The sequence below is a fragment of the Heyndrickxia sp. FW510-T9 genome, from assembly GCF_058781025.1.
In genome coordinates this window covers 31,007-56,585 of the sequence record NZ_JBYSWK010000022.1, presented here as the reverse complement: position 1 = coordinate 56,585, position 25,579 = coordinate 31,007, and the positions used below count along the sequence as shown (strand labels likewise).

At 34.7% G+C, this 25,579-nt stretch carries 24 protein-coding genes; 19 read left to right on the top strand and 5 right to left on the bottom strand.

What is annotated here, in order from left to right:
- The 3 genes from AC3WJF_RS12810 (at position 1) to selB (ending at position 5,440) form a co-directional block, all read left to right on the top strand.
- Positions 1 to 3,135, top strand: coding sequence for an SbcC/MukB-like Walker B domain-containing protein (locus tag AC3WJF_RS12810; RefSeq protein ID WP_492452745.1), 3,135 nt, complete (start codon positions 1 to 3; stop codon positions 3,133 to 3,135).
- A gap of 209 nt (positions 3,136 to 3,344) precedes the next feature.
- The gene (locus AC3WJF_RS12805) at positions 3,345 to 3,539 is read left to right on the top strand and encodes a hypothetical protein (RefSeq protein ID WP_492452743.1); all 195 of its coding nucleotides are present in this window, start codon (positions 3,345 to 3,347) and stop codon (positions 3,537 to 3,539) included.
- 17 nt (positions 3,540 to 3,556) lie between these two features.
- Entirely contained in the window at positions 3,557 to 5,440 is a 1,884-nt protein-coding gene (gene selB / locus AC3WJF_RS12800) for a selenocysteine-specific translation elongation factor (RefSeq protein WP_492452742.1), read from the top strand.
- 58 nt (positions 5,441 to 5,498) lie between these two features.
- Here selB and AC3WJF_RS12795 read toward each other — a convergent pair whose 3' ends face one another.
- The 3 genes from AC3WJF_RS12795 to kynB all read right to left on the bottom strand — a co-directional run bounded on the left by AC3WJF_RS12795 (position 5,499) and on the right by kynB (position 7,821).
- Positions 5,499 to 6,227 (bottom strand): class I SAM-dependent methyltransferase, encoded by a 729-nt coding sequence (locus AC3WJF_RS12795; protein WP_492452740.1) that lies wholly within the window; start codon positions 6,225 to 6,227, stop codon positions 5,499 to 5,501.
- A gap of 108 nt (positions 6,228 to 6,335) precedes the next feature.
- On the bottom strand, positions 6,336 to 7,166 hold the full coding sequence (kynA, locus tag AC3WJF_RS12790) for a tryptophan 2,3-dioxygenase (RefSeq protein WP_492452738.1): 831 nt from the start codon (positions 7,164 to 7,166) through the stop codon (positions 6,336 to 6,338).
- 31 nt (positions 7,167 to 7,197) lie between these two features.
- Positions 7,198 to 7,821, bottom strand: coding sequence for an arylformamidase (gene kynB / locus AC3WJF_RS12785; protein ID WP_492452736.1), 624 nt, complete (start codon positions 7,819 to 7,821; stop codon positions 7,198 to 7,200).
- Positions 7,822 to 8,231: 410 nt separating this feature from the next.
- Here kynB and AC3WJF_RS12780 point away from each other — a divergent pair, with 410 nt between their 5' ends.
- From AC3WJF_RS12780 to AC3WJF_RS12720, 13 genes are all read left to right on the top strand, one after another.
- Positions 8,232 to 9,407: an ABC transporter substrate-binding protein gene (locus AC3WJF_RS12780; RefSeq protein WP_492452734.1), complete on the top strand. Its 1,176-nt coding sequence runs from the start codon at positions 8,232 to 8,234 to the stop codon at positions 9,405 to 9,407.
- An 85-nt stretch (positions 9,408 to 9,492) separates the two neighbouring features.
- Positions 9,493 to 10,371, top strand: coding sequence for a branched-chain amino acid ABC transporter permease (locus AC3WJF_RS12775; protein ID WP_492452732.1), 879 nt, complete (start codon positions 9,493 to 9,495; stop codon positions 10,369 to 10,371).
- A gap of 15 nt (positions 10,372 to 10,386) precedes the next feature.
- Entirely contained in the window at positions 10,387 to 11,358 is a 972-nt protein-coding gene (locus AC3WJF_RS12770; RefSeq protein WP_492452730.1) for a branched-chain amino acid ABC transporter permease, read from the top strand.
- Complete coding sequence (locus AC3WJF_RS12765) at positions 11,333 to 12,112, top strand: ABC transporter ATP-binding protein (RefSeq protein WP_492452728.1); 780 nt, start codon at positions 11,333 to 11,335, stop codon at positions 12,110 to 12,112. Before AC3WJF_RS12770 ends, AC3WJF_RS12765 begins: the two co-directional genes overlap by 26 nt.
- On the top strand, positions 12,112 to 12,819 hold the full coding sequence (locus AC3WJF_RS12760; RefSeq protein WP_492452726.1) for an ABC transporter ATP-binding protein: 708 nt from the start codon (positions 12,112 to 12,114) through the stop codon (positions 12,817 to 12,819). The genes AC3WJF_RS12765 and AC3WJF_RS12760 overlap by 1 nt, the downstream gene beginning before the upstream one ends.
- A 154-nt stretch (positions 12,820 to 12,973) precedes the next feature.
- Positions 12,974 to 14,212, top strand: coding sequence for a beta-ketoacyl-ACP synthase II (gene fabF, locus AC3WJF_RS12755; protein ID WP_492452724.1), 1,239 nt, complete (start codon positions 12,974 to 12,976; stop codon positions 14,210 to 14,212).
- A 179-nt stretch (positions 14,213 to 14,391) separates the two neighbouring features.
- On the top strand, positions 14,392 to 14,979 hold the full coding sequence (locus tag AC3WJF_RS12750; protein ID WP_492452722.1) for a TerD family protein: 588 nt from the start codon (positions 14,392 to 14,394) through the stop codon (positions 14,977 to 14,979).
- 48 nt (positions 14,980 to 15,027) lie between these two features.
- Complete coding sequence (locus AC3WJF_RS12745) at positions 15,028 to 15,609, top strand: TerD family protein (RefSeq protein WP_492452720.1); 582 nt, start codon at positions 15,028 to 15,030, stop codon at positions 15,607 to 15,609.
- 27 nt (positions 15,610 to 15,636) lie between these two features.
- Positions 15,637 to 16,215, top strand: coding sequence for a TerD family protein (locus tag AC3WJF_RS12740; RefSeq protein WP_492452718.1), 579 nt, complete (start codon positions 15,637 to 15,639; stop codon positions 16,213 to 16,215).
- A gap of 49 nt (positions 16,216 to 16,264) precedes the next feature.
- Positions 16,265 to 16,999, top strand: coding sequence for a TerC family protein (locus tag AC3WJF_RS12735; RefSeq protein WP_492452716.1), 735 nt, complete (start codon positions 16,265 to 16,267; stop codon positions 16,997 to 16,999).
- A 206-nt stretch (positions 17,000 to 17,205) separates the two neighbouring features.
- Positions 17,206 to 18,396 carry an HpcH/HpaI aldolase/citrate lyase family protein gene (locus AC3WJF_RS12730; RefSeq protein ID WP_492452714.1) on the top strand — a complete coding sequence of 397 codons (1,191 nt, stop codon included), beginning with the start codon at positions 17,206 to 17,208 and terminating at the stop codon, positions 18,394 to 18,396.
- Positions 18,341 to 19,729 carry a phosphoribosyltransferase family protein gene (locus tag AC3WJF_RS12725; RefSeq protein ID WP_492452713.1) on the top strand — a complete coding sequence of 463 codons (1,389 nt, stop codon included), beginning with the start codon at positions 18,341 to 18,343 and terminating at the stop codon, positions 19,727 to 19,729. The genes AC3WJF_RS12730 and AC3WJF_RS12725 overlap by 56 nt, the downstream gene beginning before the upstream one ends.
- The gene (locus AC3WJF_RS12720) at positions 19,716 to 20,801 is read left to right on the top strand and encodes a cysteine protease StiP family protein (RefSeq protein ID WP_492452764.1); all 1,086 of its coding nucleotides are present in this window, start codon (positions 19,716 to 19,718) and stop codon (positions 20,799 to 20,801) included. Before AC3WJF_RS12725 ends, AC3WJF_RS12720 begins: the two co-directional genes overlap by 14 nt.
- Positions 20,802 to 20,807: 6 nt before the next feature.
- Here the strand turns inward: AC3WJF_RS12720 and AC3WJF_RS12715 are convergent, their stop codons facing one another.
- Positions 20,808 to 21,044 carry a hypothetical protein gene (locus AC3WJF_RS12715; RefSeq protein ID WP_492452711.1) on the bottom strand — a complete coding sequence of 79 codons (237 nt, stop codon included), beginning with the start codon at positions 21,042 to 21,044 and terminating at the stop codon, positions 20,808 to 20,810.
- 123 nt (positions 21,045 to 21,167) lie between these two features.
- On the opposite strand from AC3WJF_RS12715, the gene AC3WJF_RS12710 reads away from it, so the two are divergent.
- Together AC3WJF_RS12710 and AC3WJF_RS12705 are read left to right on the top strand one after the other, a co-directional pair.
- Positions 21,168 to 22,778, top strand: a complete 1,611-nt coding sequence (locus tag AC3WJF_RS12710; RefSeq protein ID WP_492452709.1) for a YceG family protein — start codon at positions 21,168 to 21,170, stop codon at positions 22,776 to 22,778.
- 17 nt (positions 22,779 to 22,795) lie between these two features.
- The gene (locus tag AC3WJF_RS12705; RefSeq protein WP_492452708.1) at positions 22,796 to 23,902 is read left to right on the top strand and encodes a toxic anion resistance protein; all 1,107 of its coding nucleotides are present in this window, start codon (positions 22,796 to 22,798) and stop codon (positions 23,900 to 23,902) included.
- A gap of 42 nt (positions 23,903 to 23,944) precedes the next feature.
- On the opposite strand, the gene AC3WJF_RS12700 is transcribed toward AC3WJF_RS12705, so the two are convergent.
- On the bottom strand, positions 23,945 to 24,907 hold the full coding sequence (locus AC3WJF_RS12700; RefSeq protein WP_492452706.1) for an FUSC family protein: 963 nt from the start codon (positions 24,905 to 24,907) through the stop codon (positions 23,945 to 23,947).
- A gap of 140 nt (positions 24,908 to 25,047) precedes the next feature.
- On the opposite strand from AC3WJF_RS12700, the gene pssA reads away from it, so the two are divergent.
- On the top strand, positions 25,048 to 25,539 hold the full coding sequence (pssA, locus tag AC3WJF_RS12695; protein ID WP_492452704.1) for a CDP-diacylglycerol--serine O-phosphatidyltransferase: 492 nt from the start codon (positions 25,048 to 25,050) through the stop codon (positions 25,537 to 25,539).
- The last annotated feature ends 40 nt before the right edge of the window (positions 25,540 to 25,579 follow it).

The window sequence follows — 25,579 nt, the reverse complement described above, 5'->3', positions numbered from 1 at the left end:
ATGAGACCTTTAAAATTAATCATGCAAGCATTTGGTCCTTATGCAGGTAAGGAAGAAGTTGATTTTAAAAAGCTTGGTACTAGAACAATGTTTGTTATATCAGGAAAGACCGGCTCCGGAAAAACAACTATATTTGATGGCATCAGTTTTGCTATTTATGGTAAGGCAAGTGGTGAAGATCGAGGTGGCAGTGATCTACGCAGTCAATTTGCACAAGATGATATACAAACGGAAGTCTCACTGGAATTTTCGTTAAGAAATAAGACATATTATATTTGGCGAACGCCACAGCAGGAGAAAAAGAAATCACGTGGTGAAGGATTTACTGTCGTTGGTGCGAAGGCAGAATTATATGTTTTAGATGAGGATGGAACGAAAAAAATCATTGCCTCAAATGTTCGAGAAACAGATGAAAAAATAAAGGAAATTGTTCAATTAGATGCTAATCAATTTAGGCAAATTCTGATGATACCACAAGGTGAATTTCGGAAACTGTTAACTTCGGAAAGTAAAGATAAAGAAATAATTTTACAAAGATTATTTCATACAGAACTATACAAAAGAGTTGAAGATAGTTTAAAAGAAGAATCAGGGCTCTTAAAAAAGGTCGTAGAAGCCAAAGTGAACGAACGATCACAACATCTAAAAGGGATTCTATATTCTGATCACGAGGAATTACAGGAATTGCTTTCCGAAGAAAACCCGAATGACTTAAAGGTTTTACCATTATTAGATAAGCAAATTCAAGAAATGCATCAAACACTGCAAGAAGTAAACGTTCAATTTGAAAATACAAAAATAAACAGAGATGAAGCAAAAAGAAAATTGGATGAAGCATCTGCTTTAATGAGGCAATTTAAAGAACGGGAAATGATGATTAAGAGCAAGGAAGAGCTCGAATCTAAGCACGATGAAATAAAAAATAAACAACTGGAAATTGAGCGTGCATATAAAGCAATTAAATTAGAACAACAGGACAGCTTATGTCATCGTTTAAGAAAGGAATATGATGAATATAAGCAAGAATTAATAGGAATGGAGAAAAAAATCGAAATTGCAAAAAATAAGCTATTGGAGGCTGAAAAGCAATACCAACTTCAAGAAGGAAAAAAGGCAGAACGGGAAAGTGTAGCTGAAGAAATTACAAATCTTTTAAACTTAAAGGAAGAGGTCTATTCACTTCAATTACGTAAACAAAAAGTAGACAAATTAGATGTGGATAACAATAATTTAGGAAATAATATAAAGTCTTCGAAAGAAAAGATAACAAGTATTTCAGACAAGGTAACTAAGCATAAGAAATACATTAAAAAATTAGAAGCAGTACGTCTCCAAGCATTTGAAAACGAAAAAAAGTTGTTAAGAATAACAGATGACTTGAACAAATTAAGAAAAATCTATTCTTTATTGCAAGACAATAAATTATTAGAAAAGAAATATATTGAAAGTCAGCAAAAAAATGAAAAAGCAAATAGTCGTTTAAAAGATTTAAAAAGCACTGTTGCCGTATTAGAGCAAAATTGGCAAAATGGGCAGGCAAGTATTTTAGCAACATTGCTAGTTGATAACAGCCCTTGTCCTGTTTGTGGATCAAACCATCATCCAATGCCTGCACAAAGTAATAATCAAATTCCAACAGAAAATGAATTGAATTTGGCAAAACGGGATCTGGAAACTTTAGAAAAAGAAAGGCTTGCTGCAGAATCAGAGTGGTTAGAAGCAAAATCCCAATATATTTCTGCAGAATCATCACTAACTGAGAAAGTAGAGGAAATCGTCGAGAGTATTCCCGATTTCTCAATAGAGAATTTAACTCTAGTAGCAAAACAATACCGGGATGATCAAAAAACACTTCAAGAAGCTTTAAATGAACAAAAGAATAATATTGCCCTTTTACCTAAGTTGGAAAAAGAATTTGAAATCCTTGAACTGCAAGAAAAGGAAGAAATCACTAAGTTAGATGAACTTCTTAAGGAGGAGAAAGAATTTTCCTCTCAATATATTGAAGAGAAAACAAAGTTCGAACAAGTAATGAAGAAAATACCTGCAGAATTACGTTCCATCCGTCATTTTGAACAAAAGCTACACAATGCCGGGGCAATGAAACAACAAATGGAAGAGGCATTAGTGAACGCAAGAAATGAATGGCAAGCAGCAAAAGAGCAATTATCTGGATTGGAAGCTTCCATTCTTCAACAAAATACTTTAGTAAATAATACTGAGATAAAGCTGCAAACGGAGCGGGATGTATTTAAAGCAATGTTAGAGGAAAATGGCTTTAGCGGTTACCAACAATTTTCCGAGTCGATACGTACAGAAAAGCAGATAAAAGAACTTGAAGTCCAGGTTCAGATATACAGGGAGGATTATCGCTCTGTCACAGATCGTCTTAAGGATATGAATGAAAGATTACTTTCCGTCAATCCACCAAATATCGAAGAATTGCAAAAAGAATTTGTTCAGTTGGAAGAAGAAATTACTGCAATATCAGATTCGCTAACAACGATAAAAGTAAATATAGGACATAATGAAACGATCATGATACGCGTTACCAAAATTAATAAAGAAATTAAAAGTGCGGAAGAGCAGTTTCATTTGATTGGACACCTGTCCGATGTTGCCAAAGGTCAAAATACGTATCGTGTTACCTTTGAAAGATTTGTCCTCGCATCTTTCCTGGATGATATTTTACTAGTTGCAAATATGCGGTTGACAAAAATGACTAGCGGGCGCTATTCATTGCTACGAAAAACAGATCGTTCAAAGGGAAATATTCAAAGTGGATTGGAACTTTTAGTTTTCGATCAGTATACTGGACAAGAAAGACATGTTAAAACATTATCAGGTGGTGAAAGCTTTAAAGCAGCATTGGCATTAGCGCTTGGACTTACTGAAGTTGTGCAAGCATTTGCAGGTGGTGTTTCATTAGAGACGATGTTTATTGATGAGGGATTCGGGACCCTTGACCCTGAATCTTTGGATCATGCGATTGAAGCATTAATGGACATTCAAAATAGCGGTCGGTTGGTTGGAATTATTTCACATGTTCCTGAATTAAAGGAAAGAATCGATGCAAGATTAGAAGTAATTGCTTCCCAAAATGGCAGTTACACGGAATTCAAGTTTTTAGGTTAATAAAGGCTCTTTTCTTAATCTGTGTTGCTTTTATAAACAAAATTCTAGGTAATAAAGTTATTTGGGCTAAAAATGAATAAACTTGGTATGAAAATATGCCCCGAAACCGAGCTTACTTAGGATGTATAATAAATGACGAAAGCAACAATTAATGGGAAATCAGCGTATAATATAATAATAGTATATTTTTACATTGGCGGTGCTATTCATTGGAAAAAACGTATTATGTTGCCACCCTTTTATTTGGGTGTTTTATCGCATTGGCTATTTTTTGCTTTGCAATTGTTTCTTTTTATTTAAAATATCCTTGGATTGGAATAATCTTTGTCATCATTTTTCTTGCCGCTATTTTAATGAATATAGTATTTGCAAGAAAATGGTTTCAAAAGGGAAAAACTGCATAGTATTTGATGGGTGATTTATGATGAAAAGGTATTTTACTGTAGGCATGGCAGGACATATTGATCATGGTAAAACTGCACTAACAAAAACTTTAACAAATGTAGATACGGATCGATTAAAAGAAGAAAAAGAAAGACAAATTTCGATAGAGTTAGGATTTGCACCACTTCATGAAGATGAGAGGATGCAAATCTCCCTCATTGATGTTCCAGGGCATGAACGATTTATTCGAAAAATGATTGCAGGTGCCTCTGGCATTGATTTTGTTGTACTAGTTGTTGCAGCTGATGAAGGAGTAATGCCTCAAACGCTGGAACATGCTGAAATATTATCTTTTTTAAATATTAAAGATGGAATCATTGCACTTACAAAAATTGACAAAGTAGACCGAGAGTTAATAAATTTAGCAATACAGGATATACGTGATACTTTGAAAGGGACGATGTTTGCAGATGTTTCAATTCTGCCGGTAAGTAATGCAACTGGAGAAGGCCGTGAAACATTGAAATCTGCTATCATGGAAAAAGTACTTTCGCAACCTGAGCGTCTAGTTAATGGTGATTTTCGCTTGCCAATAGATCAGGTTTTCACGATGAAAGGGCAAGGAACGATTGTGCGTGGAACTATATATGATGGGATTGTAAGGGAAGGGGAAAAGCTGATGCTGCTTCCTAATAATCTCGAAGTAAAGGTAAGGCAAATCCAAGTTCATCATCTGCAAATGAAAAAAGCCTTTGCTGGTCAGAGAGCAGCCATTAACATAACTGGAGTGGCAAAAGAGAAAGTTAAAAGAGGATGTACTCTTGTTAGTACAAAATACTTTATAACTACCGATACATTGGATGTCAATATAGGGATTGTGAGGAACTTGAATTTTCCCATCAAACAACGTATGCCTATTAAATGTTATATTGGAACTACCGAAGTGACAGGAAAAATTGTTTTTTTTGATCGTAATGAAGTAAGAATGAAAGAAAAAGAAATACTTTGTCAACTAAGACTAGATTCACCTATTGTTGCAAAACGCGGGGACCGTATTATTATTAGAAGACCTTCCCCATATGAAACGATCGGTGGAGGATGGATTATTGATCCGAATGGGGACAAATATAAATTTGGCAAAGAAACGATAATGCTTTTACAGAAGAAAATGTCTGGCAGTCTATCTGAAAGGCTATTTTCATTACTAGAAAAAGAAAAAGCTAAAGGAAAAAGTCTTTTATTAAAAGAACTATCCATTTCCTTAGATGAGCTTGAAATAGAAATTTTTGATAAAGATGAATGGATAGTCTATCAAAATGATTTCCTAACTCATACTTTTATCTTGGAAGGGTTAAATAAAGAGATAGAAAATAAATTAAATCATTTTCATCAAAATTACCCATTGCAATTAGGGCTATATAAAGCAGAACTATTACAGGAAATACAAATACATTATCCTATTCACTTAATAGAGTTCAGTATTAAAAATGGAATAGATACAGGCAAATGGGTTCAGAAAGGACCGTTTTTGTTAAAAAAGGATTTTCGCCCGCATCTTCCTAGTAAATGGGTAGAACCAATTCAATCCATGCTATCATCTCTAAAAAAAGATAATTGGAAAGTGAATAATTTTCTAACCTATACGGAAAAGGCTGGTATAGAACACGGTAAAGTCGAAGAACTTATTAAGTTTTTGATTGAGAATGGGAATATTGTTGCATTAACACCAGATATTTACTGGCATAAGGATATCTTTCAACAATATGTGGAGCAATTAAAATTCCAAACAAATTCTATTTTTACAATGCAAGATGCAAAAGCGATTCTTGGTTTTTCAAGAAAATATTTAGTTCCGTTTTTAGAAGCTTTAGATGAAGAAAAGATAACCGTAAGAATAGATAAAGGGAGGATTTGGAAATAACCTCCAGAATATTAAATAAACAAATGCCCATCCATTTCAAGAACGATGGGCAATTTATTTATGAGTTTTTTAATGCCCGAAATACACGGAAACCGATTAAGTGGCCATAAGTATTGGTTACTTCATTATGCGCAATTAAGATTCCAACTAATTCGGGTGAAACGTTAGGGGACATATTAAATTCTGGGTCAGAAAATGGTTGCGGTTGTTGTAAGTGGGACAAAATCGATGTTCCAGACACAACCTCTATCGGAAAAAATCCCGATTCCTTCATTTGCGTGGTCCATTCAGCCTCTGTTAAGACATTTTCCATCCCGTAAACAGAACAAATAGTATCTTTTTCTTCGTCACTCAGCGGTTCTTCTGCTGTCATATCGAGATCTAATAGAATCCCGTTCGGTTTTAAGACACGATTATATTCCTTTAGCGTTATATTAATATTGGTGAAGGCAGTTACAGACTCCGCAATAACCATATCAAAGGACTGGTCGGGAAAAGGTAATTCTTCTATGGTTCCTTGGATTACTTGAATGGGAAGCTCCTCTCTTAAAAAACGTTGCTTCGCCTTTTCTACCATTATTGGATGATGGTCAATGGCTGTAACATTACAACTATATGCATTGACAAGATATGCTGACGTTTGCCCGGTTCCACATCCTGCATCTAATATCGTTGTACTGGGTAGGATTTTTTCGTTTTGTAAGATTTGCTTTGTTAAATGCAATCCCCCAGGATGTGCACCTCCAATACCATAAGATGCTAATGCATCTTGATAAGTAGATTTCAATTTTTTCACCCCTAAAATCAATTTTTAGTTTAACTATCATATGAATTTGGAGTGAATATGTGACAAACTCTGGGTTTTTGCCTAGTTTTTCAAAATGTGATATTCACCTTATAATTTAGTACGCAAATCCCATAGCTCTGGAAAGAATCGATGTTCTAAAACTTTTTTCAAGTAGCTAACTCCAGCTGATCCGCCAGTTCCTGTTTTATGTCCGATAATCCTTTCTACTGTTTTCATATGACGGAAACGCCATTGCTGCAGCCAATCCTCTATATCTACCAGTTTTTCGGCTAATTGATATAAATCCCAATATTGATCGACATTTTTGTATACCGTTAGCCATGCAGCTTCGACGGAATGATTAGCCTCATATAGGGTTGAGAAATCTCTCTTTAACATCTGAGGTTCGATATAGAAGCCCTCTTTTGCGAGTGCCATAATAGCAACATCATATAAACTTGGTGCTTTTATTGCCTTCGTTAGTTCAGTGTGGAGAACAGGATCCTTTTGATAGATTGCCAGTATATGTTTCGTTTTATATCCTAGGGCAAACTCTATCATGCGGTATTGATACGATTGAAATCCTGATGCTTGCCCTAATTTATCACGGAATTCCATGTATTCAGATGGAGTTAAAGTCGATAAGACATCCCATGCCTGTATAATTTGTGTTTGTATTTTTGAAACTCTTGCCAGCATTTTAAATGCAGCTGCCAGTTCCCCTGATTGAATAGAATGAATAGCAGCAGTGACTTCATGGAGAATCAACTTCATCCATAACTCACTTACTTGATGAATAATTATGAAAAGCATTTCATCATGATGATCCGATAATCTTTTTTGACTGGAAAGAAGCTCATCAAGCATTAAATACTCTCCATAAGTCATTTTATTTGTAAAATCTGTATAGATCCCTTCGTTTATTTGTTTTTCCTCCATACTCCCACTCCTTCAAAATCTTTTTTTTTAGTCATTTTGTTGGTCTTATAATTGCACGAACAGGACTGCCATCTGCATCTTCGATTTTTAATGGTAGGGCAATTAAATGATAATCCCCGGGTTCGACATTTTCTAAAACAACGTTTTCTAAAATATGGATCCCGTTCTCAAAAAGTGAATGGTGGGTTGCTAATTCCTTACTATCGAGCGGATCAACAGAAGGTACATCTACACCAAATAATTTGATTCCCTTTTGTTTGAGAAAAGGTCCTAGATTAGTATTCAAACAAGGAATGCTGTTCGGAAAAACGGTTGGAGTAGTAAATGTTTTTGTTTTTAACAGCAACCTGCATACTCCGTCTAAGTCATACTGTTCAAGTTCTTTTGCTCCAATCGTATGTAGATGGGTAACATCTATGATTCTGGCATTTCCTACATAAATAGATATATCTAAATCTTTCACTTTTCCCCCGTTATTATCAAAGTGAAAAGGGGCGTCAATATGTGTGCCAGTATGAATGCTCATGGTGACCTTCCCTATATTTACCGATCCACTATGTTCTTTTGTAACCTCAACAACATATGAAAATGGAGTATCACCTGGCCAAACGGCAATATTATTTGTTAATGGTTGTGATATATCTATCCAATTCATTTTTTTCCTCCTAATTTAACAGTAATGCTTTCAAATTTTAAAATATTATTTCATTACTTTTAGAAATTGCAAATGAAACGGAAGAACATTTACAATAATTAAAATGTTCCCTCTCTTTGACTATACAATATTTTTTCAATGAATCACAGTGAAATGAAGTTAGGTATGTAAACACTTCTATAACAAATCTGTAAGAGGTCATTCATCATAGTCTTTTATTATTAGATAGAATTATTTTTAATAAATTTAGTATTTTTTGAACTTTTTCTACGGATAGTATAGACGGGAAATGAAATATTATGTACAATATTTTCAGAATATTATTGTTTATCAAAATAGTCGAAAATAATAATATTTAAAGAGGTTAATACTTTATATCGTTTATTATTAAAAAAAGTGGGGGGCAGAAGATGAAAAACAAAAAAATTGCAGGAATTATGTTGTCATTATTGCTGTCAACAGGTGTCATTGCTGGCTGTGGAACCTCAACATCGGGAGGATCTGGAAAAGATTCCAATACGATCTTAATTGGTGAAAATCTTGAGCTGTCTGGGCAAGTTGCTTCATATGGACAATCAGCTGACAAAGGGATTGCACTTGCACTCGAAGAAATCAATAAAAAAGGTATTAACGGGAAAAAGTTAAAAATTGTAAAAGTCGATAATAAATCAGATCAACAGGAAGCAACAAGTGCTGCACTTAAATTAATAAGTCAAAATAAAGTGTCTGCAATTATTGGTGCCGCAACAAGTGGAGATACATTGGCACAAGTTAAAATTGTAGATGATAAGAAAGTTCCACTTATTACAACATCTGGTACTGCCTCAAATGTAACATTTGATAATGGAAAATTAAACGAATTTGTATTTAGAACTTGTTTCATCGATCCTTTTCAGGGGATTGTATCAGCAAATTTCGCTAGTAACAATTTAAACGCTAAAAATGGAGCAATCTTAATTGACAGTGCGAGTGACTATGCGAAGGGCCTTGCAAGTAACTTCAAAGATACCTTCATCAAAAATGGCGGTTCCGTTGTAAGTGAAGAGGCATATTTAGCAAAAGATACCGATTTTAGAGCACAGCTTACACGTATTAAAGCAAAAAATCCGGAAGTAATCTTTGTACCTGGTTACTATGAAGAGGTAGGTCTAATTGTAAAACAAGCCCGTGATCTAGGTATTACTGTACCAATTATGGGTGGTGATGGTTGGGATTCTCCAAAATTAGTGGAAATTGCTGGGGCAAAGGCACTTAATAATACCTTCATCACTAATCACTATTCTTCAGAAAATACGGAAGATCAAAAGGTACAAGATTTCGTAAAAGCATTTAAAGATAAATATGGCGGGGAACCAGACGGATTTAACGCCCTTGGTTACGATTCCCTTTATTTAATTGCAGATGCTATTAAGCGTGCAGGTAGCGGCGATCCAGTTAAAATTAAAAAAGCCCTTGAAGAGACTAAAGATTTGCAGCTAGTAACCGGAACATTTACATTTGACGATAAACATAACCCGGTTAAATCTGCTGTTATCCTTGAATATGTTGACGGAAAGCAACAATTTAAAGCAAAAGTAAATCCATAAGAAAATACCGCTTAATAGGGGGACTTGTCCCCCTATTAAAGTTTTAACACATTGGTGGAAAATGATATACAAGGAGAGTGCGAAAATGGAATTCATACAACAATTAGTAAATGGTATATCTCTCGGAAGTATATATGCGCTAATCGCGCTCGGTTATACGATGGTGTATGGAATCGTTAAATTGATTAATTTTGCCCATGGGGATGTTTTCATGGTAGGTTCCTTTATAGGTTTTTATTCTATTACATTTTTACATTTAGGTTTTCTGCCTGCATTGCTGTTATCCATGCTTGTTTGTGCGATTTTTGGAGTTTTAATTGAGCGAATTGCCTACAAACCATTACGTAATGCAACGAGGATTGCTGCTTTAATTACGGCAATTGGTGTTTCTTTATTTATTGAGTATGGAATGGTCTATATTCACGGAGCACAGCCTGAGGCATATCCACAGAACGTACTTCCTAATAAAACATATGACATTTTTGGAGTAAGTATTAGCAGTCAATCTATTTTAATCCTTGTTACATCTATCGTACTTATGATTATTCTTCAATTTATTGTTCATAAAACAAAAACAGGGAAAGCAATGCGTGCCGTCTCTCTTGATGTGGAAGCAGCTAAATTGATGGGGATAAATGTGGATAGAACGATATCCGCAACATTTGCTATTGGTTCTGCACTAGCAGGTGCCGCAGGTGTTATATTTGGTATTTATTACATTAAAATTGAGCCATTAATGGGAATGATTCCGGGAATTAAAGCATTTGTCGCAGCAGTTCTCGGAGGCATAGGTATCATTCCAGGTGCAATGGTTGGCGGTATTTTGCTTGGAGTAATTGAAGCAATTGTCAGTGCATTTGGATTTTCGTTATGGCGAGATGGGGCTGCATTCATCGTCTTAATTCTTATATTAATTTTCCGTCCATCAGGATTATTTGGTAAAAATATGAGGGAAAAAGTATAGAAAGGAGACGTATTTATGCTGAAAGTAAAACAGTTTAAAGGGTTTTATATTAATATAATAGCAGCAATTATCGTCTTTGCAATCTTACAGTTCTTAATTTCCGGCCAGTTCATTAATGATTATTATATCAATACCTTATATGTTATCGTCATTAATATTATTTTAGCTGTCAGCCTACACTTAATAATTGGAATAACGGGGCAGTTTTCCATTGGTCATGCCGGTTTTCTTGCAATAGGTGCATACGCAGCAGCTATTATTACGATGAAATTACATTTACCATTTGCACTTTCATTATTAATTGGCGGAATTGCTGCTGCCATAGCCGGTTTAATAATTGGTATTCCCAGCTTACGATTAAAAGGGGATTATTTAGCTATTGCCACTCTTGGATTTGGAGAAATTGTCCGCATCACTTTACTGAATATTAAGTATGTCGGTGGTGCAAGTGGAATGATGGTCGATAATTTAACTACTTGGCCATGGGCATTTTGGTGTATGGTTATATCGATATTGGTTATTCTTAATTTTACTAACTCTACACATGGCAGAGCATGTATATCCATTCGTGAAAATGAGATAGCGGCGGATGCAATGGGGATTAACACCACTTACTATAAAGTAATGGCATTTGTAATTGGCGCCTTTTTTGCTGGTGCTGCCGGAGGATTATATGCCCATACTTTTTATATAATTTCGCCTGGATCATTCGGATTCATGAAGTCATTCGATATTTTAATTATTGTCGTTTTAGGTGGTTTAGGAAGTTTATCAGGATCAGTGATTGCGGCAATATTATTAAGCATAGTTTCTACTTTCCTTCAAGATTACCCAGAAACAAGAATGATTATTTACTCTCTAGTATTAATTCTAATGATGCTTTTCCGTCCACAAGGATTATTAGGTACAAAAGAGATTACTTCCTTCTTCAAAAAAGGAAAGCCATCAAATGGAGGGAAGCATGATGGAAAACAAAATGTTGCTTAAGGTTGAAAATGTAGGGATACAATTTGGTGGCTTAAAAGCTGTTTCAAATACAAATGTAGAGATTAAAAAAGGGGAATTAGTAGGACTAATTGGACCTAATGGCGCTGGGAAAACGACATTTTTCAATCTTTTAACAGGTGTGTATATTCCTACAGAAGGAAATATTTTTCTTGATGGAAAAAGATTAAATGGTCAAGCACCATATCAAATTACTAGAAGAGGAATTAGTCGTACCTTTCAAAATATCCGTCTATTTAATGAGCTATCTGTTCTTGATAATGTCAAGGTTGCCTACCATGCCAATTCAAAACATGGGATTCTAAGTTCCATCTTTCGACTCCCATCCTATTTTGCTGGTGAAAAAGAAATGGAAGAAAAAGCGATTGACTTTTTGAAAATATTTAAGCTTGAAAGATATATCCATGAAAAAGCAAAGAATTTACCTTATGGGCAGCAGAGGCGATTGGAAATTGCACGTGCTCTTGCTACTCAGCCTAAGCTTTTATTATTAGATGAGCCCGCTGCGGGCATGAATCCGTATGAAACAGAAGAATTAATGAATTTAATCGGCTTTATACGTGAAAAATTTGATTTAACTGTATTACTAATTGAGCATGACATGCAGCTAGTTATGGGAGTTTGTGAAAGAATATATGTACTTGATCATGGACAGCTGATTGCTGAGGGATCTCCGTCTGAAATTAGAAACAATCCAAAAGTTATTGAAGCATACCTAGGCGAGGAGGTCTCATAATGCTAAAAGTTGAAAATATAGATGTCTTTTATGGGAATATTCATGCATTAAAAGGAGTATCATTGGAAATTAATCAAGGGGAGATTGTAACATTAATTGGAGCAAATGGTGCCGGAAAAAGTACTCTATTGAAAACTATATCTGGTTTAATAAAGCCCAAAAATGGTGAAATATTATATGAGAAAAAATCCATAAAAGGTAAGGCTGCTCAAGCAATTGTGAAGCAAGGCATTTCTCATGTACCTGAAGGTAGACGGATTTTTGCTAATATGACTGTAATGGAAAATTTGGAACTAGGGGCATTTTTAAGAAAAGATAAAGTAGACATACGAAAAGATCTTGAAAAAGTATATCAATTATTTCCAAGGCTTAATGAACGTAAGAAACAGTCTGCCGGAACATTATCAGGTGGTGAGCAGCAAATGCTAGCGATGGGAAGGGCGCTAATGGCAAAACCTCGCCTCCTGTTATTGGACGAACCATCTATGGGATTAGCACCATTACTAGTGAAAACCATTTTTAGGATCATTGAGGAGATAAGCCAAGCTGGTACAACTATTTTACTAGTAGAGCAAAATGCTAATATGGCATTATCGATTGCGAACCGAGCATATGTTATTGAAACAGGGAGAGTCGTTCTTTCTGGTACAGCGGAAGAATTAAATTCAAGTGATCAAGTGAAAAGTGCATATCTAGGCGGGCACTAGTATTTTCAGTAAATAAGAAAAAAATCCAAATTGACAGAGTTGTCAATTTGGATTTTTTTACGAAGTGATTTAGTAAATATTGGAGGTTTTTGCAAATATATGTCGAAATTATACAAAAAATAAGAATTATGATAGACAGGAGGACTGCAAATTTATGAAGAGGGTTGTTGTAACAGGATTAGGAGCAGTTACACCTATAGGAAATCATCTAGAAGAAATATGGAATTCAGCAATAAATGGTAAATCAGGGATTGGATATTTATCTAGATTTGATGCAACTAATTTATCTGCAAAAACTGCGGCAGAGGTTAAAGAATTCGATTTATCCAATTATATGAAGGTAAATGAAAGGCATCGAATGGATCGCTTTACAAAATATGCAGTTGCTTCTTCTATTATGGCTGTAAAGAATGCGAACTTGACTATTGGAAAGGATGTCTTACCAGAAAAAATAGGAGTATGTTTTGGTACGGCGATAGGAGGCATCGAAAGTTTTGAGGAAAGCTATCAGAGTTTAATTACTGGTGGATATCAAAACTTATACCCTTTTTCTACAACGATGGTGATTAGTAATATGGCTTCTAGTCAAGTTGCCATTACCCTTGGTGCAAAAGGATATAATAATTGTGTGGTTCTTTCATGTGCATCAAGTTCGAATGCGATTGGCGACGGATATAGGGCCATTCAAAGAGGAGATGCAGAAATGATGATCGTTGGCGGAGCTGAGGCATCTATTACACCGCTTGGTATTGGAGCTTTCTGTGCTATGGGGGCTATATCTAACAATCCAGACCCTGAATCTGCTTGTCGACCATTTGATGCTAATAGAGATGGTCTTGTAATGGGAGAGGGTGCGGGTGCTCTTCTCTTAGAAACCCTTGATTCAGCAATAAAGAGGAATGCTGATATTTATGGAGAAATTATTGGATATGCCACAAATAGCGATGCGCACCATATAACTAGCCCAGCTCCAGGTGGAGAAGGGAGCATCAAGGTAATGGAATTGGCATTAAAAGACGCTAGATTACGAAAAGAAGAAATTGATTACATAAATGCACATGGAACAAGTACTAAAAACAATGATAAAACGGAAACTGCTGCGATAAAAAAATTATTTGGAGAAAACGCTTATAATATTCCGATAAGTTCTACAAAATCTATGACTGGTCACATGATGGGTGCAGCTGGAGCAGTAGAGGCAATCTTCTCGTTAATGACGATTCGAAACGGAATTATTCCACCAACGATTCATTTGGAAAATAAAGATCCAGAGTGCGATTTAGATTATGTTCCAAATATTGCTAGAAAAAAAGATGTAAAAAAAGTACTTAGCAATGCACTTGGTTTTGGCGGACATAATTCTGCCTTAATTTTTAGTTCGGTTAAAGATTAATAATGAACATGTGAAACTTTTTATTCTTGATATTCGTAATAAAAAATACAGGAAACCCAATTTTTCTAACAAAACAAATACCAAATCTTTCATTAAGGTATTTTAATTGGAAATTGTCTATGAATAAAGTAAAATATAAATAGTATAATGTCGAAAAAAGTACATAAGGAGTGATTCTGTTGGCTATTTCTTTAGCAAAAGGTCAAAAAATTGATTTAACAAAAGGAAACGTAGGTTTAAGTTCATTATTAATTGGTCTTGGCTGGGATCCGGTGAAGAAAAAAGGATTTTTTGGCATGAGAACACCAGATATTGATTGTGACGCATCTGTAATAATGTTAAATGAAGCAGGAAAACTAGAAAGCAAACATGATGTTGTCTATTTCGGTAACTTGACAAGTCAATGTGGAAGTATTCGCCATACTGGTGATAATCTTACAGGTGATGGCGATGGTGATGATGAACAAATTTTAATAGATTTACATAAAATCCCTTCGAGAATTCACTCTCTTCAATTTGTCGTTAATATATATCAAGCAGTTCAAAAAAGACAAGACTTTGGAATGATTGAAAATGCATTTATTCGAATTGAAGATAATAAAACAAATGTAGAGCTTGCACATTTTAACTTAACTGAGAATTACAGTGGATATACAGCACTTATTCCAGGAGAAATTTATCGCCATAATGGAGAATGGAAATTTAATGCGATTGGACAAGCTACAAGGGATGGTTCCATTGGTGAAATAGCAAATAAACTTGTTTAATGTTTTTACGAAACATAATAGATTAATAATTGAAAGGAAGTTATGGAAATGGCAATCAGCTTAGCAAAAGGTCAGAAGGTAGATTTAACGAAAACAAATCCAGGACTTCAAAACATTATTGTAGGATTGGGCTGGGATGTAAACAAATATGACGGTGGCAATGATTTTGATTTGGACGCCTCTGTTTTTTTACTTAATGCAGATGGTAAATGCTCATCTGAAATAGATTTTGTATTCTTTAATAATTTAAAAGGCGGCAATGGTTCTGTTACTCACAATGGAGATAATCGTACAGGAGCAGGTGAAGGAGATGATGAGACCATTTCCGTTAATCTTGTTCAAGTACCAAGCAATATTCATAAAATCGCATTTACAATCACCATCCATGAAGCAGACGCGCGCAACCAAAATTTTGGACAGGTTTCCAATGCGTTTGTACGTATCGTAAATGAAGCAACTGGTGAAGAATTAATTCGCTACGATTTAGGCGAAGATTTCTCTATTGAAACTGCTGTTGTTGTTGGGGAATTATATCGTCATAATGGAGAGTGGAAATTTAATGCTATTGGCAGCGGCTACCAGGGTGGATTGGCAGCGCTTGTTAGAGATTTTGGCTTAGATGTTCAATAAATCTACTAAACTTTTTGAGGTGATATCATGGGAATCGTACTATCCAAAGGGCAAAGAATCGATTTAACAAAAACAAATCCAGGACTTACGAAAGCAATCATTGGATTAGGCTGGGACACAAATAAATACAATGGAGGTCATGATTTTGATCTTGACGCTTCAGCATTTTTAGCCGATGCAGATGGAAAGGTAATAAATGACCTTGATTTTATTTTCTATAATAATCTGAAAAGTCCTGATGGCGGTGTGGAGCATACAGGTGATAACCGTACAGGTGAGGGTGAAGGAGATGATGAACAAATTATCATCAATTTTCCAAAGCTGTCACAACATGTTGAAAAGATAGGTATTACTGTTACCATCCATGAGGCAGAAGAACGCAGTCAAAATTTCGGACAAGTTTCCAATGCCTTTGTAAGGGTTGTAAATCCTGAAAATGATCAAGAAATTCTCCGCTTTGATTTAGGAGAGGACTTCTCTATTGAAACAGCCGTAGTGGTTTGTGAACTTTATAAACATCAAGGGGAATGGAAATTCAATGCCATTGGCAGCGGGTTCTCAGGCGGATTAGCTGCATTATGCCGAAACTACGGTTTAACAGTTTAAAAACAGCAGTTTAAATAAGGGAAGTATTTCAGAGGAGTAGTAAAAATAAATGACACAATTTTTTCATGATTTATTTCACAATTACGGTGAGTTCTTTTCATTGCATGCCATAACATCTGAACTTTCTAATCCCGCTAGTTGGGGGGTTATTTTCAGTTTAATTATTTTAGAAGGATTGTTATCAGCAGATAATGCATTAGTTCTCGCCGTAATGGTAAAACACTTGCCTAAGAAACAACAAAAGAAAGCATTATTTTATGGTATCTTAGGTGCTTATCTTTTCCGGTTTATTTCCATCGGATTAGGTGTATTTCTTATTAAGTTCACTTGGATTAAGGTTATAGGTGGTTTATACCTTTTATGGTTATCATTAAAGAACTTAATCAAAAAGGAAGAGGAAGAAGACGGAGTCAAAAACAAAGGCTACGGATTTTGGAAGACTGTCCTTTTAGTCGAATTAATGGATATTACCTTCAGCATCGATAGTGTTATTGCTGCTTTTGGTTTATCTAATAAAGTATGGGTATTATTCCTTGGTGGAATTTTAGGAGTACTAATGATGCGTGGAGTCGCACAATTATTCCTTAAATTAATTGAGAAATTTCCTGAATTTGAAACTACAGCCTTTGTATTAATCGCCATTATTGGTATCAAAATGGTTGCTGCAGCATTTGGTTTCGATGTAAATGAAATCATCTTCTTTAGCATACTTGTTGTCATTTTCCTTGCCACATTTGTTGTGCATTTTCTTAAGAGAAAACCAATAGAAGGGGAAAACAAATAATTGTTTTCTTAGTAATTTGAAATAGACAACCTTGATAGATTTGAAAGGGATAAAAGAAATTTTATCCCTTATTTAAATATTATGAAAGAATAAGTTATTTAAAATATTAATTATTCCACAAGATTAGTCTTGTCTAGTTCTAATGCCTATGGGCTAGCGGATTTCTTATTACCAGTGAGGATATTACTAGAATAGGAGAGTTTACATTGAGACATTTTCAATATCTTTCAGATGATCAATTCAAGTCTATCTTTCAAGTCTCTCCTGAAAGTTGGACAAAGGATTCACCAAAGGAAATACTGGCTAACGCTCTTGGCGCAACCCTATATATGCCTGGAACAAGAACACAAATTTCTAATGATATCCTAACTGGTAAATTTTTGAGAGGAAATTATGCAGGACTTACTTCTATAATTATTTGCTTAGAAGATTCTATAAGCGACCATGAGGTTGTTTTTGCGGAAGTTAATAGTGTTGTCCAATTGCAAACGCTTTATACAGCAATCCATAATATGCAATTTTCTCGATGTCATCTTCCACTTATTTTTATTCGGGTTAGAAATCCAGTGCAAATCAAAAAGCTTGTAGAGGATCTTGGGGCAGCTTCTACCCTTATAAGTGGATTTGTATTACCAAAGTTTAATATCGAAAATGGCAAGGAATTTCTTGAACAAATCGTAATGGTAAATAATACATATGGTTTATCTCTTTATGCATTACCAATTTTAGAGACAAAAGAGGTAATTTATAAAGAATCAAGAATGGAAACACTGCTAGATATAAAAAAATTGCTCGATTTATATGATGAAATGATTCTAAATATTAGGATAGGTGCAACCGATTTTTCTGGTCTTTTTGGAATTAGGAGAGACTGTAATACTGCAATTTATGATATTGCGGTTATTCGTGATTGTATTGCAGATATTATTAATATTTTTGGAAGAATGGATCAAGAGTATGTTGTTTCTGGCCCCGTTTGGGAGTATTTTCAATCTTCTGGTCTCAATATGAAACCCAATAATACTAATGGCAGAAATCGATTAGAGTTCTCCTTTCCTATCGATAATGAATACCATGATGCTTTTATTCAGGAAATTCTCCTTGATAAAAGCAACGGAATGGTCGGAAAAACAATTATTCATCCCTCACATATTAAACTAGTCCATGCATTAAATGTTGTTACACATGAAGAGTACATGGATTCCGTTTCCATTTTGAATAATTTGCATTCTCATAATGGGGTTATTTCCAGCGAGTTTCATAACAAAATGAATGAAGTAAAGCCACATTATCATTGGGCGAAGAAAATATTGTTGAAATCTAAAGTATACGGGGTGTTACATGAGCAGCAAAGTTTTATCCAACTCCTCCAGTTTAGTGAACGAGTACACTTATAAAATACTAAATAATTTATCCATAAATGTAAAAATATCAAGGAATGATTTTGAAATATCTCCCGAAACCTTATTCCAAATGGCTGCTAGAATTAATAAAAAAAGATCATTTTTATTTGTCAGCAAGGTCCTTGGCAAGCATCTTCCCGTAAATCCGATAACTCCTATACTTGCCAGCTCCTTGTTGGCTAGTAAATATATGCAGGAAGTTTTACATATAGAGGACGAACAATTTGCGTTGAAGCGAAATGGCTTTTTAAAATCTATCACTCAATTTGATTCTAAATTTGAGATAAAACCTTATGAGCTACCACAAAGAACAATATTTATCGGATTTGCAGAAACAGCTACTGCTTTAGGACATGGTGTATTTGAAAACTTCCAAAATGCCTTTTTCATTCATACTACAAGAGAGAAGATCGAAAATAAGGAATCAATCATTCATTTTGAAGAGGAGCATTCACATGCAACCTCACACTATTGCTATATTGAACCTGGCCAAATTGAAAATCAGAATCCTATTGTATTCATTGATGATGAGCTTACTACTGGAAATACCGTTTTAAACATTATTCAATCTATCCAAAATAAATTTCCTCGTAAAAGCTATACAATTCTTACCTTATTAGATTGGCGAAAGCAAGAAAGTATTGATCAATTTCATCGAATGGAAAACAAATTAGGAATCGAGATTAATGTAGTATCCTTAATCAGCGGAGAGATATATGTAGATTGTAAAGACGAAACTATAAAGGAAGAACTTCATAAACTACGATCAGAAACAATTGGCAAGATTGTTCCGATCGATTTATCTGATATAAATACATCTTCCTCTCCATTTTATAACTATTCATCAACCGCAAATTATTTGTGGCAAACAGGAAGGTTCGGATTGGATAGTTCAGAAAATGAAGAGTTTAACCAATATATACATTCAATTGCTCAAAAACTAGTTCCATTTCGGTCCGGTGGGAAAACGCTTTGCTTAGGAAATGGTGAACTGATGTATCTGCCTATGAAAATTGCAGCGCTAATGGGCAAAGAGGTTTATTTTCAATCAACAACGAGAAGCCCGATATTTGTTTCTCGTAACGAGGATTATTTGATACAGAGTAAATACACATTTCCTTGTCCAGAAGATCATTCTATTCAAAATTATTTTTATCAAATTGAGCAGAACCTTTATAGTGAGGTATTTGTCTTTTTTGAAAGAGAGCTTGTTGAAGGGGAAATGGCACCGCTTATAAATCAATTAGCTCTTCTTTTACCGAATGTTTTTGTTGTTACTTTAAGCACAAGAAAGGATGATGTTGTTCATGCAAATGGTTCACACTAAACCTTTTGGAACCTACTCCAATGATGATGTCATTTTTTTGCTTAAAGATATTAGCGATAAAATGTATGAGACATCCACATTAGATAGGGAAGAAAAGATTCAGGGTGGAAAGCATTATTCTGAAATGCTTCCAATTGAATATGAACCTTCTAAGGAATATAAGAATCTCTTCTTAGCATCATTGCATGCTTATAAAGAGAAAATTGCCGGGGCTGTACAGATTATTGCGGAACAAATCATAAGAGAAAAAGGGATGACAACTCTTTTGGTTTCATTAGCAAGGGCAGGAACACCAATTGGGATATTAGTGAAAAGATATATTTTTGCGAAGTACCGAATTTCATTACCGCATTATAGTATTTCGATTATTAGAGGGCGTGGCATTGATGAAAATGCCATTAGGTACCTCAGAAAGAGTTATCCTGACTATGAATTTCAATTTATTGATGGCTGGACTGGTAAAGGAGCAATAAAACTGGAACTTGATAAATCGATACAAAAAATCAATCAAGCCGACCAAACGAATATATCTACTTCTTTAGCTGTTTTAGCCGACCCGGGGCATTGCGCCAATATTTATGGGACGAGAGAAGATTTTCTAATTCCGAATGCTTGTTTAAATGCAACGGTATCAGGCTTAATAAGCAGAACAGTTTTAAATCGAGAACTTCTAAGCGATATTGATTTTCACGGTGCGAAATTTTATAAGAATCTTTATCAACATGATGTTTCAAATTATTATGTAGATGAAATTTCGAAACAATTTGATTCTATCTTAAGAAATGAAACACTTTCTACTTGCATTATGGATGAATCAAATTGGAAGGGATTAAAGGATGTACAGTATATTCAAAAATGGTTTGACATAGAGAATATGAATCTAATAAAACCAGGAGTAGGGGAAACAACGAGAGTTTTGTTAAGAAGGGTACCTTGGAAAATACTTGTTCGTGATATAATGGATAAAAATGTAACCCATATTTTATTATTGGCAAAGGAACGTGGGGTACCGATTGAAGAGTATCAAGAGATGTCCTACTCCTGCTGCGGGATCATAAAATCAGTAATTTAAACTAGGTTACTTTTTTACTTTAATAGTTTTCGTAATCCAGTATAGAAGTGAAACGGTGAAGAGAAATGGGAAAAATACAAGAAAGAAGTTGGGTTTTGGACTAATCAATGTTTCTGTTACAAATGAAAATAATAAGGAAAATCCGACGAACTCAAAAAACAAAAGGATTTTAAATTGAAACATTTCGTTTACCAATCCTTTTACTTCTTCTGTGATCTTCTGGTTGACTTTGTATTTGAACATACAAATAGACCTCCAAAATAGTCTATATTTTATTAGTATGCGTCTAAATGAAAAGTATTATACAGACATGCTACTGAAATTTTTAATTTGATATATGGATTTTTTGAAAGGAATGGGCTTGCTGTGAACATTCATCCAATAAAGATTGACCTTAAACAACACGATTGGCAAAGTTTATTTGGCCTCCCTTTATCTGAAAGAGGTCAGTATTTAGACACTGACGACCAAGTCAAATATATACAAGTAACGGGAAAATTTATGGGCTGTCCTATGGATGAAGAGGATTATCTTGAATTTTTATATATGCTTGTACATGAATCGGAGTCTCCAGTTCATCATTTGGATAAGGAGTTGGACAAGGCTATCTCCAATGATATGTTTCAATCTATCCAAAGGATCATGAATATTCATCATGATCAAAAAGGATTGTCTATAAACCGATTTGTAGCATTCATGGAGGGGGAAAGACTGCTTCCATTAAAAGACAAAGGGGATTGGTACAGACATTATAGGTCTGCCTACATTCAACTTCTGCAAATATTCCAGAGTAATCATCCTGATTTATTGCATCCTGATTTTCGCAGATTGATTGTAGATACTGTAAAATGGTCATGGAATCATATCAATCTGTGGGTTAAAGACATGGATTTAAAAAGGTGCGTCCCGAGAATTTTGTGGTATGGGGATACTACTAAAAGCCAGAGTTATTTTTTATACTTTTTGATTTTATTAGGATATGATGTGTTGCTTTTTCATCCAGATGGAAAGGATGTTTTAATGGATTTCAAAGATGAGTCCATTAGTGTGTATACATATCCTTCTGTTAAGCCGTTAATGCCATTTCCGGAGGAGAAGCCGTTAAGGAAATCAACAGTTGCCAAAAAAGCTTCTCAAGAAATGGAAAGGGTGCTTCATTCAGATAACTCATTATTATACAGACCATGGCAATTTCGTTCCTATAAACCGCATTCAATCACACTTAAAACAACGTATGATGAAATTTTTCTTATTATGAGAGAAAAAGCTTTTATACGGCCAAGCTTTGAAGTGAAAAATGAAACGGTTTATATTCCCAGCATTTTTGCAAAAGTATTAGGGATATCAACTAATCAAAAGGAATATTGGAGCAGAGCGCAAGAAGTAACGGATTATGAGTTAGTATCTGTACATACAAGTTTTCCAATTACAAAACCGGTAAAAGGAAATCAGTTATATCATTTTCAAAATGCATTATCCGATGGGAAATTAGACCCTATGAAAATGGTAAAAGGGAATTGGTGGAGATACAAGCAAATGCCGGAGGGGCTACAGCTTGGACTGGCTTCAGCAATTTCGCGATATGTAGATAAATCTAGACTTACCAAATTGGAGCATGAGACAGAGGAACAATTAAAACTATTTATGTTTTCTGCTGTAATGGAGCTACCTGAAGAAATAATAAAACTGCTTCAACAATTTGATTATTCACAGACGGTTCCAAGAATCGTGATATATAATAATGGAAACAGTGGAGAACTATCCCGAAGTGATGCAGCGATGCTTTTATTGTTAAATGAGCTGGGAATAGATATTTTACTTTATAATCCTACTGGACAAAATGATATCGAATTATTTATCGATTCGTCTCTTTTTGATGCTCATTGGCTAGAGGGAGTTAGTTTTGACGAGGATATTGAAAAGCATCGTCATAAACCAAGTGCTATGATTAAAAAATTTATTCATAAATTATTTTAGAAAAAGGGGAAAATAGAATGTCAGTAAATGTGAATGAATTACAAGCTCTAAATCTCGAAAAAAAGGAAGAGGCACTGCAAAATCCAAACGATTTGAAATTACAATTACGGAATGATTCTGAGGTCCTTCATTTAGCTCAAGAGATTGACACGAAAGACCAGCTTGCCTTACTAGAATTTGGAAAAGAACCAGCAAATCAAATATCTGCCTTTTCCGGTCGAGTGTTAAACACGATTAAATCAAGCAGTATGGAAGAATCAAGCGCCTTGTTAAAGCACTTAGGCAAAATTATGGACAAGTTTGACAGCAAGGACTTTGTAGAGGATAAGGGTCTTTTCTCTAAGATGTTTGGAAAAGGCAAAAAATTCATCGAGAAAATAATGGCGAAGTATCAAACTATGGGCGGCGAAATTGACAAGGTATATGTAGAAATCAAAAAATATGAAACTGAAATGAAAAATTCTACCGTAACATTGGAACAATTATACGAAGAGAATTTTAATTATTACATGCAGTTGGAAAAGTATATTGTAGCTGCAGAAATGAAAATCGAGGATATCAGGAATAACGTACTTCCACAACTGGAAAGCCGCGCTACTAATATGGATCAGCTTGCTCAAATGGAATTAGATTCTGTTCGTAATGCTGTTGAGCTATTGGAACAGCGTGCTTACGATTTAGAAATGGCGAAGCAAGTAGCCTTTCAATCAGCTCCACAAATCAGGATGCTGCAACGAGGGAATACAAAGCTTATCGGAAAAATTAATTCCGCATTTGTCACGACAATTCCTATTTTTAAAACAGGGTTAATTAACGCTATAGCAGCAAAACGACAAAAACTTGTTGCAGATTCCATGAGTGAGTTAGATAGAAGAACGAATGAAATGCTGATAAGAAATGCACAAAATGTTTCGTCACAATCTGCAGAAATTGCACGTCTTGCTGGAGGTTCCAGTATTAAAATAGAAACGATTGAAGAGACATGGAGCATAATAATGAAAGGGTTGGAGGAAACACGTTCCATCGAGGAAGAAAATGTCCGCAATCGTGAAGATGGAAAACGCCGTCTGCAAGAATTGCAAACTAGTTATGAACAATTTAAAAATAAAGCTTCGAATAGTTAAATAAGATGGATGAGCTGACACTTACAAAGTGTTAGCTTTTTTTTATTCACTTGTTTTAATATTTTGTAAAAATCTGTTAGCTTCTATTTCAAGAATCTGATGGTAAATAGTCGAATATTTAACATTATTTATATGAATCTCAGGTTGCCACTTTTTTAAAGAACAAGCTAATTGTAAAAAGTTAGCTGCCCAATGCTGAGCATCTTGTTTTGATATAGTTTCCTGCGCATTCCACTGCAGAATATTTTCATAAAACTGTTCAATAATTGTGAATTCCTTCCTTAAAATAGTTAGATTTGCTTTGATTATTTCAAGTTCTCTTTTACTATTTCTCTTAAAAAGGTTAAAACGCAAACTATTTTCTGCCTTATTAACATTTTGAAAAGCATCTTGAAGTTGATTCCATACCATACCATTCATTTCTGCTTGAAAAAAATTATCGTTACTTACCCCATTTTCTATCCAGACAGCAAGCCCCTCTAATTTTTTGACGAGCAAGTTCTTCACAGTTTGAAAAGATTCATTAGCAATAGAAGTAAAGTTTGGCGGCAATATTAATGCGTGAATAAGGATTGCTACAATAATACCAATAATTGTATCGAAAACACGATACATTCCATACCCATGTAATTTAGGAGTAAATACGAGAATGAGAATCGTTGATAAGGCAATTTGATGAATTGATGTGATATTTGCACCAAAAAAAAGAGATAGCGCTGTACAAATTAACAAGATAAATGCAATGCTCCAACCATTCAAAGGCAATTCTGCATATAAGAAAATGGTAAATGCCACTCCAAAGATGGTTCCAATCATTCGTGATACAGAGAAACGGACAGAATTAAGAATAGTTGCTTGCAGACATAAAATAACGGAAAGTGTTGATAAATAAGGATACTTCGAACCTGTCCAATCAGAGATTTGCCAAGCTATTCCGGACCCTAATGCCATTTTAAGGATAAAGAGGATTTTTTCAGATGATAATAATTTATTTTTTTTCTCCAAAGACAAGAACCCCTTTTTAATATTTCTTACACTTTTATTGTTACTTAAATCATTCGAATTTATTTTGCTGGTGAATACAATACTGAACATCATAGAACAATAGTAGTACGTAGCTGTTTTGTAGGAAAGGTGGTACCGTTTTGTTTCAATTGATATTAAGGTCGCTGCCAAATTTATTTACGATAGGCAATTTAATTTGCGGAGTCAGCGCAATCACTTTGAATATGGAAGGGTTTACAAGTGAAGCTGCTTTAGTTATTTATTTGGCTGCATTTTTAGATTTATTTGATGGGCGAGTAGCTCGCAAGCTTAAAGTTAACAGTGAATTTGGAGTTGAACTTGATTCTCTTGCAGATGTGGTAAGCTTTGGAGTAGCTCCAGCTATCATTTTTCATTCGATAACACCCCATTCTATTTTTACTCAGATAGCTTTTATTCTTTTTCCAATATTTGGATCGTTAAGACTGGCTCGATTCAGTGCAAAACCTACAGTTGGCCATTTTATCGGCATCCCCATCACACTAGCAGGATTAATTGTTGCAGGAATGGAGTTTTTCATGTATACAAATACCTGGATTGTTTTAATTCTAGCTATTCTTATGATTAGCCCGATAAAAGTGAAAAAGTTCTAATACAATTTATTGATAAGGATTTGTGAAAACGTTACTATTA

What these genes read in the sequence shown, in the direction of transcription:
- AC3WJF_RS12720 (WP_492452764.1), top strand. Translation starts at nt 19,716, where the DNA reads ATGGTTCACACTAAACCTTTTGGAACCTACTCCAATGATGATGTCATT.
- AC3WJF_RS12770 (WP_492452730.1), top strand. Translation starts at nt 10,387, where the DNA reads ATGCTGAAAGTAAAACAGTTTAAAGGGTTTTATATTAATATAATAGCA.
- fabF (WP_492452724.1), top strand. Translation starts at nt 12,974, where the DNA reads ATGAAGAGGGTTGTTGTAACAGGATTAGGAGCAGTTACACCTATAGGA.
- AC3WJF_RS12765 (WP_492452728.1), top strand. Translation starts at nt 11,333, where the DNA reads ATGATGGAAAACAAAATGTTGCTTAAGGTTGAAAATGTAGGGATACAA.
- AC3WJF_RS12705 (WP_492452708.1), top strand. Translation starts at nt 22,796, where the DNA reads ATGTCAGTAAATGTGAATGAATTACAAGCTCTAAATCTCGAAAAAAAG.
- AC3WJF_RS12780 (WP_492452734.1), top strand. Translation starts at nt 8,232, where the DNA reads ATGAAAAACAAAAAAATTGCAGGAATTATGTTGTCATTATTGCTGTCA.
- AC3WJF_RS12775 (WP_492452732.1), top strand. Translation starts at nt 9,493, where the DNA reads ATGGAATTCATACAACAATTAGTAAATGGTATATCTCTCGGAAGTATA.
- AC3WJF_RS12715 (WP_492452711.1), bottom strand. Translation starts at nt 21,044, where the DNA reads ATGTTCAAATACAAAGTCAACCAGAAGATCACAGAAGAAGTAAAAGGA.
- AC3WJF_RS12725 (WP_492452713.1), top strand. Translation starts at nt 18,341, where the DNA reads ATGAGCAGCAAAGTTTTATCCAACTCCTCCAGTTTAGTGAACGAGTAC.
- AC3WJF_RS12735 (WP_492452716.1), top strand. Translation starts at nt 16,265, where the DNA reads ATGACACAATTTTTTCATGATTTATTTCACAATTACGGTGAGTTCTTT.
- kynB (WP_492452736.1), bottom strand. Translation starts at nt 7,821, where the DNA reads ATGAATTGGATAGATATATCACAACCATTAACAAATAATATTGCCGTT.
- AC3WJF_RS12810 (WP_492452745.1), top strand. Translation starts at nt 1, where the DNA reads ATGAGACCTTTAAAATTAATCATGCAAGCATTTGGTCCTTATGCAGGT.
- selB (WP_492452742.1), top strand. Translation starts at nt 3,557, where the DNA reads ATGATGAAAAGGTATTTTACTGTAGGCATGGCAGGACATATTGATCAT.
- AC3WJF_RS12740 (WP_492452718.1), top strand. Translation starts at nt 15,637, where the DNA reads ATGGGAATCGTACTATCCAAAGGGCAAAGAATCGATTTAACAAAAACA.
- AC3WJF_RS12745 (WP_492452720.1), top strand. Translation starts at nt 15,028, where the DNA reads ATGGCAATCAGCTTAGCAAAAGGTCAGAAGGTAGATTTAACGAAAACA.
- AC3WJF_RS12760 (WP_492452726.1), top strand. Translation starts at nt 12,112, where the DNA reads ATGCTAAAAGTTGAAAATATAGATGTCTTTTATGGGAATATTCATGCA.
- kynA (WP_492452738.1), bottom strand. Translation starts at nt 7,166, where the DNA reads ATGGAGGAAAAACAAATAAACGAAGGGATCTATACAGATTTTACAAAT.